Here is a 12,171-nt window from a genome sequence, read left to right on the forward strand (position 1 = left end):
GTCGGTGATCTGCCGGCGCTGCATCTGCAGGAAGGCCGAGACGATCTGCAGCGAGTTCTTGACCCGGTGGTCGATCTCCCGGGTCAGCAGATCCTTTTGCTCCAGCAGGCGCTCCTTCTCGGCGAGCAGGCTCGTCAGCTCCCCCGGTCCGGGGCGGCGCGACGGGTTCTGCGGGGCGGCCGCGACTGGTATGGCCCCTCGGGCCGTTTCCATCGTCCGCTCTTCGCGCCCCCGAGATCACTGGCGGGCTGCGGCGCGGGGTGGCGCTGCTGATCTGCGGCCAGCTCGGCTTCCTGCTCGGCGCGCTGCTGCGGCCGCTGCCGGGCGAGGGGTGAGGCGGCGCGCGCTCCCAGACGGATCCGGCTGGTGAACGAATTGCTAACCGATACGGCCGCGTCGAGGTTTACGGGGCGAGGAGGTTCAGTCTTGGACGAGAACGATCCGCACTGGGACGCCGACCCGCTCTGGTACGACCGGGCGGAGCCGGAGGCGGCGCCTAGCCTCGTGCTGGAGGGTCTGGCGTATCTGGTCCTGCTGCTGCTCGCCGGGATGGCGTGCGGGGTACGGGCGTACCGGCTCCCGGACGTGCTGTGGTGCCGGGCCGCGGACTGGCTCGCGCGACGCACCGCAGGACCACGCCGATCGTGAGCCAGCTGAAGGCGATAGACCTCTAGCGCGTGCTTTTGAGGCGCGAGCCACTGAGCCCCTGGCCGTCTAACCCGCGGCTTAGCTCGGCGATCGTCGCGGAACCCGTGCGGGAGGCCATGGCTTCTTGGTACAGAGGGATGGCTGGGCCGATGACGACATTACCGAGCGAGACCGGACCGGCCGGACGGGACCGGAGCCTCGGCCAGCGCCTCTTCGCGCGCTACGGCTCGACCGCGATCCTGAGCGTGGTGTTGCTCGTTGTGGTCGGCTGGATCGGAATCCTAGGCTGGGTGGTGACGCGGCTGTTCGGCTGACTCCAGCTCGACCCGATACGGCCGGGCGGCCTCATCGGGCATCAGCGGAGCGTCGCGGCACAGCCGCCAGAACTCGACCAGACCGGCCGCATAGGCGGTGAGGATCACGGCAGCCCAGTGCATGATCGTGTCCTCTCAAGCGCCATCGATGCACCTTCGTGCACGCGAAAGCTTGACGTTTCCTCACCGGCCTCATGGAGCGACCGGGTTTAGGCAATATAGTGGCATATTACCGGCACTACAGCAGGCAATGTGCATTTATTTTGCGCAATTGGCCATTATGGCTGAACTAAACAGGACAATCATGGCGTCGATCGGCGTCTTCCGACGTTGATCGGCGAATCGCTGGCGCCTCGTCCACCCGCCCGGAGCCCCGGCAACGGTCACGCCGCCCCGCCCAAGCCGCGGACGAAGACCGGCTGCGTAACATCGCCCTCCGAGACAGATTCGAGATCGACCACCACGATCTCCGGTGGCACGCCCAGTCGCAACGGCCGGCCCGCCACGAAATGCGAGCCGAGCCCCGCCGAGACGATCAGGTCCCGCCCCGCCTCGGCGATGTGGCCGTAGGCGTAGCGCAGCCCGTACCGGGACGGGATCCACGGCGACCAGCCCAGGATCCGCACCTGGCCGCCATGCGTATGGCCGGACAGGGTCAGCGCGATCCGCGGGTCGAGTCCAGTGGCGAACAGATCCGGCTCGTGCGCGAGCAGGATCGCGGCTCCCTCTGCGGGCACATCCCGAAGCGCCCGCGCGAGGATCTCCGACCTCTGCCGGTCGAGGCGCTCCGGATTTAAATCACGGCCCGGCGTCGCCTCGCTCTCGAGGCCGACCAGCCAGAGCGGGGCGGGGACATCGAGCCGCACGGCCGCGTTTTCGACAAACGCGATGCCGGCCGCCCGCAGGGCGCGCTCGGCGCGGGTCGGGCCGTGGCCGCGCCGGAGCGCCGCGCGATCGTCCCCCCAATCGTGGTTGCCCTGGATGGCGTACACCCCCTGCGGTGCCCGCAATCCGCGCAGGAGATTCGCCACCGTCTCGAACGGGACGGCGCCGCGGCTCTGAGAGCCGTAATCCCCCAGCAGCACCGTGACATCGGGGGCGAGCGCGTTGGTGCGCGCGACGACATCGGCGATCGCGCCCTCGCCCATGCAGCGGGGATGGGCGTGGACATCCGTGAGCACCGCGATTCGCATCCTCAGGCCGGCCGGCCATCGTGGCGGGCACAGCCGGTAATGCGTCACCTGCACCCGATGGGGCTCGAACGCCGTCGCGTAGCCGCCGCTCGCGAGACTTCCGGCCGCCGCGCAGGCGGCCGCCAAGGTCGGTCGGGACAGAAGCGTGCGGCGGGTCAACATCGGCGGACGGCTCGGCTCGGATCGAAGCCTGCGTAGCACGGCCCGGCTTCGTCTCCGGCATTGCAGCCATCAGACGCCGACACCGGCGGCGTACGGGCGACGCACCAATCAGGCGAGGCTCGTGCGACGGCCGCAATCGGAGTTGATACGGAGGGCCGGACCGGCATTGCAGTCATCGCGGCCGGTGATCCCAGCACAGGGCCACAAACTGCAAGCAGAGTGGGCGTGACGGGATACGCGCACGGCCTCGCGCGCGCGTGAGCGAAACGCGATGTCATCCGACGGGTCACGTTGCTTGGGTTCAAGGTCGCCGTCATCGGATCACGACAGGGCAGACGATTACGACGACGTGTGGTTTTCTGTTTTTCGTCAGAAACGAAACGCCCGAAGGCACCGGTGAAATCTGATACGAGGCAGATGTATTCGACCGGAGGTCAGATCTTCCGTATTCGGACGACAGGCAGACGACCTCGATCCGGGCGCGATGCGCCAATCTCCGCCGTCGTCCCGATCGAAAATTTTGAATTCGCCGTTAAATAAGTATTGATCCGAGAAAAAGAGCATGTCATGAGGCTTTCAGTTCGCGGGCAGGCGTATCTTTGCTGTCCAGGATTGAATTCATGCACACCGCCTTTTCCATCGAGCCGCCCGCCTGCGGGTCGGTCCTCGACCGTCGTACCATCGCCTTGGCGAATGCCCGGTGGTTTCGCGCGATGGCGTGGCGCGCCCTGCGCGATGGCGCCCCGAAGGGCGCATTGCGCGCCGCCAATGCGCGTGCGGCCGCCCGCATCGTGCTGCGCCAAGCAAGACGCGACGCTCTGGTCAATCGACTGGTGACCGACGCCCTGGCGATGAGTGACTGATCCGCTGCCGCGTTGAGGGCCTCTCGGCCGCGGCGGTCGGAACGCAGCGCGATTGCCCGCTTTCACATTCGTTGGCGGGTCATGCCTGGACGGGACGCCATCCGGCCCGCAGCCGCATGCCGTCAAGCAGGACAACATGCCCTTGGATCCAGTCTTTGCATAAGCAACACAGGTTGCGTGCCCATGTTATGAGGGTGACCGCCGCCTGAACATCGGCGACGTTCGAAGATCTGATTTGATCTCGGGATTCGTTGGAGCGCTGCGATCCCTGTAGAAACACCCACCGGCTTGCATTGATAAAAATATCGGCGCCATCGAAGCGCTCGTGATCGAACAAAAGATCTTATCCGTTAACGAACGCCGCGCCGATTGCCGCACCGGACACGCGTCGTTAACGCTCAATGAATTCCATCGCAGAAAACCGGAACGGATCAACGCGTCCCTCGTAGATGCCCCAAGGTATGACAAAGGTTGTGCCGCCAGGAGTCAGCGATGGACGACGATCTCGAAGCGCGGCCTCTCGATGTCAGGCATCTAACGGCAAATATCGTGACCGCCTATGTTTCCAATAATCATGTTCAAGTCTCGGATTTGCCCAGGCTTCTCACGAGTGTTTACGCCGCTGTGGAGGCGGCCGCGCAGGGACATGGTCCGGCGCCTGCGGTTGCAGAGGGCCCGGTCGAGAAACTGTCCGCCGCCGACATCCGGCGCTCGGTCGGCCGCGATGCCTTGATCAGCTTCGAGGACGGCAAACCCTATAAGACCTTGAAACGGCATCTCACCGGCCGCGGCCTCACGCCGGAGGGTTATCGCGAGAAGTGGGGGCTGCCGCGGGATTACCCGATGGTCGCGCCGGATTATGCCGAACGGCGATCCGCCCTGGCGAAGGCGATCGGCCTCGGGCGGCCAAGCAGAGGGGCTTCAGCCGGCGACGAGCCGAGTCGCGCGGAGCCCAAGGTCCAACGCCGGACGAAGTCGGCTTGATAGACGGGCTCCGGAGCGACGCCGCGGCTTCCCTCAACTCGGCTATCATCACGCGCGAAGCGACGCGATCCAGGGCCGCGCGAGACGTGCAGGCGTAGCGGCCGACGCAACGGCCTCGCTTCGCTCGCCGCGGCAGAACGATCACCAAGCGATCACCGGGAGCCCGCGACACGCCGTTCGGAAGGCATGAAACCGTGGGGGCGTTCCGCGCGGAACGCCCCCACGATCAATTCGCGCGTGATTGTGTCGCTGATTCAGACCGCGTGCGTCCCAGGAATTGCGATCGGCGACACCGAACTGGTATTCACCCGCGCGATGCCGAACGAAAGATCGATACCGACGGCACGCACCATCTGTCGATCCTGCGGCGAGACGATCCGCGCGGGCACGACCTATTGCGTCGCGTGCGCGACCCGTCAGGCCGATAGCGACGCCGCCGTCTTCGATCGCTGGCTCGCCATCCTGTTCAGCGGTGCGGGCATCGTCGTCCTGGTGCTGGCCGCCTATATCGCAGCCCGATATCTCAACCTCCTGGTGTGATCTCTCGCGAGCCGACGCATCGGCGATGATGGCTCTGCCCGAGCGTCCCGCGGCCTCGGTGCAGGAGAGCCGGAGCAGTCGCCCAACCGTATGGCAAAGGCCTCGCGATGCCGCGACGGCATCGGATCGTCCCGTCATCGGCGAGGGGCGGCCCCGCCGACCGGGGCGGTGCCTACCCATCCTTCGCCTTAAGAACAGGTCTCGTCCGCCCGCGGCTGCGCCGAAATATGTACGTCGCGGCCCGATAGAGCCGAGCTATGCCGAGTCCTACCCAATCCGGGAATTTGGGGGTTTGCAGGATGGCTCGGCGATCGATTCTGGTCTTGGCGCTCTGCCTCGCGTCATCGGACGCGTGGGCCGCCGGCGACATCGCCGTGGACATGGCGATGATCTCCAACGGCGATCTCAGGGTCTTCGGCACTCTGGCGCCGCCGCGCGCGGCCAGTGTCGTGCTGGACGACAAGTTCGACACGCGGGCGGACCAGGACGGGCGCTTCGCGTTCCGGATCCCCTATCACCCGGAAACCTGCGTGGTGACGCTGAAATCCGAGGCGATCAGCCGGCAGGCCGTTGTCGGCTATTGCGCCCGGCCAGCGCCCGTGAAGCAGGCCGCTGCGCCGTCGCACCCGGCCCCCGTGATGCTGGCGGCGAACACGCCCAAGGGCGAGGTCGGCCCGCGCGGTCCGCAGGGGGCGGCCGGTCAGCAAGGTCCGGAAGGGCCGCAAGGCGAGCGTGGCGCGAAGGGCGATCTCGGCCCGGCCGGTCCTCCTGGGCCGCCCGGCCCCGCGGGACAGTCAGGCACGAAAGGCCCGGCTGGCGAACGCGGCCCGGCGGGACCGGCCGGTCCCGAGGGCAAGCCGGGAACCGCTACCGTCGCCCTGCGGGTCCAGGTCGAGGAGTGTACCGCAGGCGGACGGTGCGTCGCCTCCTGCGCGTCCGAGGAGTTTGCCGTGAACGGCACCTGCAGCGGCGGTGAGCGTCCAGCCATGGACGAGAGCAGCATCTACTGCTTCGCCATGGGGGCGGCCCCGACCGCCATGAAGGCCCGGGCCATCTGCGCAAAGCGGTGACGCAGGCGTTCGCCTCGGCAAGGTGAAAGGCGCATCAGCCGGCCCGTTCCGTCGGTCCTCTCACCGGCTCGCGTGCCGGAGGATCCCGCGCGGATGCCGGGGCTCTCGTCGGCGATCGCGACCGGCACGATGTGGCCGTGACGGTCGAGGAACGGGATGGCTTTGGGACCCGAGCGATGGCCCTTCGCCCAGCCCAGTCGAAGAATCCCAAGCGCGGACGGGCACTATCGAGCCCCGCGATCCCATAAGCGAGGGGCCGTTTATCTCACGATCGGCGCGGGCCTGTGGTCCGTCGCGCGAGCCAGGCCGCGGCCCGGCACCACAGCACGTCCGGGAGCCGGTACACCCGTACCCCGCACGCCATCCCGGCGAGCAGCAGCAGGACCAGATACGCCAGACCCTCCAGCACGAGGCCAGGCGCCGCCTCCGGCTCCGCCCGGTCGTACCAGAGCGGGTCGGCGTCCCAGTGCGGATCGTTCTCGTCCAAGACTGAACCCCCTTGCGCCACAAGTTCGGGCGCGGCCGTATCGGTTAGCAATTCGTTCACCAGCCGGATCCGTCAGGGAGCGCCCGCTGCCTCACCCCTCGCCCGGCAGCGGCCGCAGCAGCGCGCCGAGCAGGAAGCCGAGCTGGCCGCAGATCAGCAGCGCCACCCCGCGCCGCAGCCCGCCACTGAGGCTGAGGTGATGGATCTGGAACCCGTAGGCGAGCTCGGCCGCCACCACCGGCAGGAACACCGGCAGCCCCCAGACCGAGCCGAACCGCCCCAGACCCACCCCGAGCAGCGCGTTCAGCAGCAGACCCTTCATGACGATCCCGTCGGCGATCCCGTCCCCGCACCGGCCCCGGCGCCGGACCGATCCCGGCCCGGATGGTCCGGTGCTCGTCCGCGGGCGACGTCCTGCGGTCGCCCCGCGTCTCGGCCGAAGCCGCTACTTGCTGCCGCGCTGGGCCAGCACCGCAGGCACCGTGCGCAGCATGATCGCGAGATCCCGGCGCAGGCTCCAGCGGCTGGCGTAATCCAGGTCGAGCGCCACGCGCTCGGCGTAGGTGGTGTCCGAGCGGCCCGAGACCTGCCACAGGCCGGTGACGCCGGGCGGCACCGCGAAGCAGGTCGAGAACGCCCGGCCGTAGCGGGCGACCTCGGCCTGGACGATCGGGCGCGGCCCGACCAGGCTCATCTCGCCGCGCAGGACGTTCCAGAGCTGGGGCAGCTCGTCCAGCGAGGTCTTGCGCAGCACCTGGCCGATGGCGGTGATGCGCGGATCGTCGCTGAGCTTGTGCGTGGCCGCCCACTCGGCCCGGGCGCGCGGGCTGGCGGCGAGATGGGCGGCGAGCACCGCCTCGCCGTCGGCGACCATGGAGCGGAACTTCAGGCAGCCGAAGGAGCGCCCGTCGCGGCCGAGCCGTGTGTGGCGGAAGATCGGCGCCTTGCGGTCGCCGGCCCAGACCAGGGCGGCGATCACCAGCATCAGCGGCAGCAGCAGGAACAGGGCGGTGGCCGCGACCCCGATGTCGAGCCCGCGCTTGGCCGCCCAGTCGAGCCTGAGCCCCCGGGCCACGAACGGCGTCTCCGGCAGCACCGCCTCGACGACCGCCTCGGCCGCCCCGCTCACCTGACCCGCAATCTGATCGGCCACATCGGACATCTCAACCCTATGGTGCGGCGCAGAAGCGAGGGGGGAGAGGGGTGGGCCGGCCTCGCGCAACATGGGCTCGCTTCCTGAAGGCTGATGACGAGAAGATAGTTAACAAATTCTTAATACCTATTTATAACGAATTATTGACGCTGTTACAAGCTGGGCTATATGGAGAATCACAGTCTAGTGTCTGTTATTATCATTCGGCTATGCAATGTAGCTGAGGGGATTAGGATGGGCATTGGCGCGCAGGAGGGAAGGAACGGCGCTGTTGAGGCGGCGATATCGGGATGTGGCTGTATAGTTTCGGTATAGCCATCTATGGCTGGAGAGCGCCTTTTCTTTTGGTGCGGTGCACGCAAAATAGAAATCGCGCGACTGTTTACCGCCTCGCGCCGTCATAGACCTCGCTCTCGGCTGACGCTCAGCTTGCAAGGGGGGCGGGAGCCGGCGGGGGCGTCCCAGCGGTCGCATCGGTGCAAACTACGCATGTCGCTTCGGGGTGTCGGCTCGATCGGCGTCGGCGAGGTCTAGCCTTCGTGAGGCGCTGAAGCGTCGGCGTTGGCGCTTGCCGTCTCACCATCGAAGCCGCGTGCTCGGCGCCGAGCGGCGGTTGGAGGAATCCGTTCATCGATGGGCGGCGAAAACGGATCGATTCCCTCGGCTTGGAGCGTTGCCGATCATCGAGCCGTGTAACGGCTCCGTATAAGCGCTCAATAAGCGCTCAAACCGGTGTGGTCCGGCGAGTTTGGAGAGATGACATGGCGGTTCTGGTGACGGGTGGGGCGGGGTATATCGGCAGCCACATGGTTCTGGCGCTGCTGGATGCCGGCCACGACGAGATCGTGGTGCTGGACGATCTCTCCACCGGCTTCGACTGGGCCGTGCCCGAGGGCGTCAAGCTCGTGGTCGGCGACGTCGCCGATCAGGCGCTGGTCACCCAGACCATCCTGCAGCACCGCATCGACGCGCTCGCCCACTTCGCCGCCCGGATCGTCGTGCCGGACTCGGTCGCCGATCCGCTCGGCTACTACCTCGCCAATACCGTCAAGACCCGCGCCCTGATCGAGGCCGCGACGCGGGCGGGCGTGCGCCACGTGATCTTCTCCTCCACCGCCGCCGTCTACGGCGAGCCCGAGGTGGTGCCGGTGCCCGAGAACCTGCCGCTCAACCCGATCAACCCCTACGGCCGCTCCAAGCTGATGAGCGAGTGGATGATCGCCGACGCGGCAGCCGCCCACGGCTTCACCTACGTGGTGCTGCGCTACTTCAACGTCGCGGGCGCCGATCCGGCCGGACGCTCCGGGCAATCGACCCCGGACGCCACGCACCTGATCAAGGTGGCCACGCAAGCCGCGCTGGGGCGGCGCGAGCGCCTCGACGTCTACGGCACCGACTACCCGACCCCGGACGGTTCGTGCCTGCGCGACTACATCCAGGTCTCGGACCTAGCCGAGGCGCACCGGGTGGCGCTGGACCACCTGCGCGGGGGCGGCGAGAGCCTGACGCTGAACTGCGGCTACGGCCGGGGCTACTCGGTCCTGGAGGTGATCGAGGTGGTCAAGCGCATCTCGGGGCGGGACTTCGAGGTGCGGCTGTGCCCGCGCCGGCCCGGCGATCCGGCGCGGATCGTGGCGGAGGCGGGGCGGATCCGATCGCGGCTGGGCTGGCAGCCGCGCCACGACGACCTCGACGCCATCGTCGCCCAGGCACTGGCCTGGGAGGATAAACTCAGTACGCGCAATCGGGTCTGAGCGGCGCTAAAGCGTGCTAATGCCGGCCTCAAGCCATGAATCCTGATAGAGGTTGCCTGAATGCGAGTTGCCATTGTTCATTATTGGCTTGTGGGCATGCGAGGCGGTGAGAAGGTTGTTGAGGCGCTCTGCAAGATGTACCCGCAGGCCGACATTTTCACCCATGCCTATGCGCCGGATTCGATCTCGCCGCTCATAAAAGCCCATCGGATCCAGACCTCGTTCATCGGTCGGCTTCCGTTTTCCGCGACGCGCTACAAGTCCTATCTGCCGCTCATGCCGATGGCCCTCGAGCAGCTCGATTTGCGCGGGTACGATCTGGTGATCAGCAGCGAGTCCGGGCCGGCCAAGGGCATCATCCCGCCCTCGAATTCGACCCACATCTGCTATTGCCATTCCCCGATGCGCTACGTCTGGAACATGTTCCACGATTATCGCGAGCGGACGGGGTTCCTGAACCGCCTCCTGATGCCGCCGGCCGCGCATTACATCCGGAACTGGGATGCGATCTCGGCGAGCCGCGTCCACGAGTTCGTGGCGAATTCCGCCACCGTCGCACGGCGGATCGAAACCTATTATCGGCGTAGCGCCACCGTGATCTATCCCCCGGTCGATACCGATGCGTTCGGTGCGGTTCCGGAGCAGGAGCTCGGGGATTACCATCTGATGGTCGGCGAGCTGGTCCGCTACAAGCGTCCGGAATTGGCAATCGAGGCGTTCAACCGTCTCCAAAAGCCTCTGGTAGTGATCGGCGGCGGGGAAATGCTGCGCGAGTTGCGGAGCTTGGCCGGCCCGCATGTCACGATGCTCGGCCCGCAGCCCTTCGCGGTGCTGAAACACCATTATGCCCGCTGTCAGGCCCTGATCTTCCCCGGCGAAGAGGATTTCGGGATCGTGCCCGTGGAGGCCATGGCGAGCGGGCGGCCGGTGATCGCATATGGGAAGGGCGGCGCAACGGAGACGGTGCAGGAAGGGGTGACTGGTACGTTCTTCCACGAGCAATCGGTAGAGGCGCTGATCGACGCCATCGAACGCTGCAAGGCGATCGCGCCGAGGCCCGACGCCCTGATCAGCCGCGCTGCCGAGTTCAGCGTCGCACGCTTCACAGACGCGATGGGGCAGTTCATTGACGGTGTCCTCGCCCGGGGCGAACAGGGGCACCGCCCCGTGATCGCGGGTGGACAGCTCGACCTGCTGAATCGAGTTTAAACTGATCGTCTCGTTTTAAATCCGTACCCTATCTTCGTGCGAAAGATTGAGCTTGATGCCTGAGCCTATCGATACGGTCTATCCCATGATCCTGTGCGGTGGCACGGGCACCCGGCTGTGGCCGGCCTCGCGGGAGAGCATGCCCAAGCAGTTCGCCCGGCTGGTCGATGCCAAGACCTCGACGTTTCAGGCCAGCCTCGAGCGGGTCGCCGACACGGCTGTGTTCGCCAAGCCGACCGTGATCGCTTCGGCCGAGGCCCGGTTCATCGTCGCCGAGCAGTGCGGCCAGTGCGGGATCGCCGCCGACATCGTGCTCGAACCCCAGGGCCGCGATAGCGCCGCCGCCGTGGCGGTGGCAGCCCTCCACGCCGCCGCGATCGACCCGCAGGCCGTGGTGCTGATCATGGCCGCCGACCATGTCGTGCCCGACACCCAGGCCTTCGTCGCCGCCGTGAAGGCCGCCGCCGTGGGGGCGCGGGCCGGCTACACCATGACGCTCGGCATCGAGCCGACCCGCCCGGCCTCGGACTATGGCTACATCCGCCGCGGCGCGCCGATCACCGAGGCGCAGGGCGCCGCCCGGGTGGAGAAATTCGTCGAGAAGCCGGATCGCGCCGGCGCCGAGGCGCTGATCACTGACGGCGCGCTGTGGAACTCGGGCTACTTCCTGTTCCGCGCCGACCTGATGCTGGCCGAGCTCGAAGCCTTTGTGCCGGACGTGCTGGATGCCGCCCGCGCCGCACTTGAGGCCGCGGTGACCGACCTCGACTTCGTGCGGCTCGATGCCGACGCCTTCGCCAAGGCCCCGAAGATCTCGATCGACTACGCGGTGATGGAGCGGACCGCCCGGGCGGGGGTCCTGCCGGTGTCGTTCGCGTGGTCGGATGTCGGGACCTGGGACGCGGTCTGGCAGGTGCTGGACCACGACGAGGCGGGCAACGCGGTGCGGGGTCGGGTGTCGTTGATCGGCACGAAGAACAGCTTGGTGCACAGCCAGGGCGGCGGCCTGACCGCGGTGGTCGGGCTGGAGGACATCGTCGTGGTCGCGACCCCGGACGCGGTGCTGGTGGCGTCGAAGGCGCGCTCGGGCGAGGTCAAGCAGCTGGTCAACGCCTTGCGGGCCTCGGGAGAGCCGGAGGCGGACGCGCATCTGCGGATGTACCGGCCGTGGGGGTGGTACCAGCGGATCGACATCGGCGAGCGGTTCCAGGTGAAGCGGATCCAGGTGGTGCCGGGAGGACGGTTGTCGCTGCAGAAGCACTATCACCGGGCCGAGCACTGGGTGGTGGTGCGCGGCACCGCCGAGGTGACGGTGGACGACCGGGTCGTGCTGGTCCACGAGAACGAGGCGGTGTACCTGCCGATCGGGTCGATGCACCGGCTGGCCAACCCGGGCAAGATCCCGCTGGAGCTGATCGAGGTCCAGGTTGGCTCGTATACGGGCGAGGACGACATCATCCGCGTCGAGGATATCTACGGGCGCTGAAACGCGCCCGAGCGGCCTTCACCGGGTGCGGTTTCGTGGCGCCGGTTCCAGAAGGCCTCGGAAGGAACTCTCCGGAAGTCTCGTCGATCCCCGGATGCCGCCCGCGCGGCTGCAACGGAGCATTTCGGCGCCCATTGGTCTAGAGCCGTTCCCGATCGCGTTGCAATCGGGAACGGTAACCGGGGCAGATATCCGGGCGTTCAGACCGTTGCGGCGTTTCTGACGAGGTCTGGGAGGGGCGGGATCGCGTCACCGTCTGGAATTCCGAGGCGGTCGCCGAGGTAGCGGAAGAACGAGACACGGAGTTT

At 67.3% G+C, this 12,171-nt stretch carries 14 protein-coding genes and 1 pseudogene; 9 read left to right on the forward strand and 6 right to left on the reverse strand.

Translation table 11 applies throughout. The features are described from left to right. Nucleotides 1–141 (reverse strand): annotated as a pseudogene (locus MKK67_RS12745) (histidine kinase dimerization/phosphoacceptor domain -containing protein); the annotation flags it as partial. 285 nt (nt 142–426) lie between these two features. Here MKK67_RS12745 and MKK67_RS12750 point away from each other — a divergent pair. Continuing rightward, a complete protein-coding gene (locus MKK67_RS12750) occupies nt 427–648 on the forward strand; it encodes a hypothetical protein (RefSeq protein ID WP_243965264.1) in 222 nt (73 codons plus the stop codon). A 149-nt stretch (nt 649–797) separates the two neighbouring features. Further along, the gene (locus MKK67_RS12755) at nt 798–962 is read left to right on the forward strand and encodes a hypothetical protein (RefSeq protein ID WP_243965267.1); all 165 of its coding nucleotides are present in this window, start codon (nt 798–800) and stop codon (nt 960–962) included. On the opposite strand, the gene MKK67_RS12760 is transcribed toward MKK67_RS12755, so the two are convergent. Together MKK67_RS12760 and MKK67_RS12765 are read right to left on the reverse strand one after the other, a co-directional pair. Further along, nucleotides 930–1,085 carry a hypothetical protein gene (locus tag MKK67_RS12760; RefSeq protein ID WP_243965268.1) on the reverse strand — a complete coding sequence of 52 codons (156 nt, stop codon included), beginning with the start codon at nt 1,083–1,085 and terminating at the stop codon, nt 930–932. The two genes, MKK67_RS12755 and MKK67_RS12760, sit on opposite strands and share 33 nt — an antisense overlap. Nucleotides 1,086–1,345: 260 nt before the next feature. Then, the gene (locus MKK67_RS12765; RefSeq protein ID WP_243965270.1) at nt 1,346–2,317 is read right to left on the reverse strand and encodes a metallophosphoesterase; all 972 of its coding nucleotides are present in this window, start codon (nt 2,315–2,317) and stop codon (nt 1,346–1,348) included. Nucleotides 2,318–2,937: 620 nt separating this feature from the next. Between MKK67_RS12765 and MKK67_RS12770 the strand changes: the two genes are divergently transcribed. From MKK67_RS12770 to MKK67_RS12785, 4 genes are all read left to right on the forward strand, one after another. Continuing rightward, nucleotides 2,938–3,180, forward strand: coding sequence for a hypothetical protein (locus MKK67_RS12770; RefSeq protein ID WP_243965271.1), 243 nt, complete (start codon nt 2,938–2,940; stop codon nt 3,178–3,180). A 492-nt stretch (nt 3,181–3,672) separates the two neighbouring features. Further along, nucleotides 3,673–4,164 carry a MucR family transcriptional regulator gene (locus MKK67_RS12775; protein WP_243965274.1) on the forward strand — a complete coding sequence of 164 codons (492 nt, stop codon included), beginning with the start codon at nt 3,673–3,675 and terminating at the stop codon, nt 4,162–4,164. Between the two features lie 237 nt (nt 4,165–4,401). Then, nucleotides 4,402–4,704, forward strand: a complete 303-nt coding sequence (locus MKK67_RS12780) for a hypothetical protein (RefSeq protein WP_243965276.1) — start codon at nt 4,402–4,404, stop codon at nt 4,702–4,704. Nucleotides 4,705–5,027: 323 nt separating this feature from the next. Continuing rightward, complete coding sequence (locus tag MKK67_RS12785; protein WP_243965278.1) at nt 5,028–5,774, forward strand: collagen-like protein; 747 nt, start codon at nt 5,028–5,030, stop codon at nt 5,772–5,774. Between the two features lie 265 nt (nt 5,775–6,039). On the opposite strand, the gene MKK67_RS12790 is transcribed toward MKK67_RS12785, so the two are convergent. From MKK67_RS12790 to MKK67_RS12800, 3 genes are all read right to left on the reverse strand, one after another. Next, complete coding sequence (locus MKK67_RS12790) at nt 6,040–6,321, reverse strand: hypothetical protein (protein WP_243965280.1); 282 nt, start codon at nt 6,319–6,321, stop codon at nt 6,040–6,042. A gap of 31 nt (nt 6,322–6,352) precedes the next feature. Further along, nucleotides 6,353–6,583, reverse strand: coding sequence for a hypothetical protein (locus tag MKK67_RS12795; protein ID WP_243965283.1), 231 nt, complete (start codon nt 6,581–6,583; stop codon nt 6,353–6,355). A 123-nt stretch (nt 6,584–6,706) separates the two neighbouring features. After that, nucleotides 6,707–7,486, reverse strand: a complete 780-nt coding sequence (locus tag MKK67_RS12800) for a sugar transferase (protein WP_243965285.1) — start codon at nt 7,484–7,486, stop codon at nt 6,707–6,709. 689 nt (nt 7,487–8,175) lie between these two features. Between MKK67_RS12800 and galE the strand changes: the two genes are divergently transcribed. Genes galE through MKK67_RS12815 form a run of 3 tightly spaced genes read left to right on the forward strand, consistent with a single transcriptional unit; the run spans nt 8,176 to nt 11,863 of the window. Then, nucleotides 8,176–9,168: a UDP-glucose 4-epimerase GalE gene (galE, locus tag MKK67_RS12805; RefSeq protein WP_243965288.1), complete on the forward strand. Its 993-nt coding sequence runs from the start codon at nt 8,176–8,178 to the stop codon at nt 9,166–9,168. Between the two features lie 60 nt (nt 9,169–9,228). Beyond that, the gene (locus MKK67_RS12810) at nt 9,229–10,377 is read left to right on the forward strand and encodes a glycosyltransferase (RefSeq protein ID WP_243965294.1); all 1,149 of its coding nucleotides are present in this window, start codon (nt 9,229–9,231) and stop codon (nt 10,375–10,377) included. Nucleotides 10,378–10,432: 55 nt separating this feature from the next. Further along, entirely contained in the window at nt 10,433–11,863 is a 1,431-nt protein-coding gene (locus MKK67_RS12815) for a mannose-1-phosphate guanylyltransferase/mannose-6-phosphate isomerase (RefSeq protein ID WP_243965299.1), read from the forward strand. The last annotated feature ends 308 nt before the right edge of the window (nt 11,864–12,171 follow it).

It is taken from the genome of Methylobacterium sp. J-072, assembly GCF_022829425.1.
Lineage (GTDB): Bacteria > Pseudomonadota > Alphaproteobacteria > Rhizobiales > Beijerinckiaceae > Methylobacterium.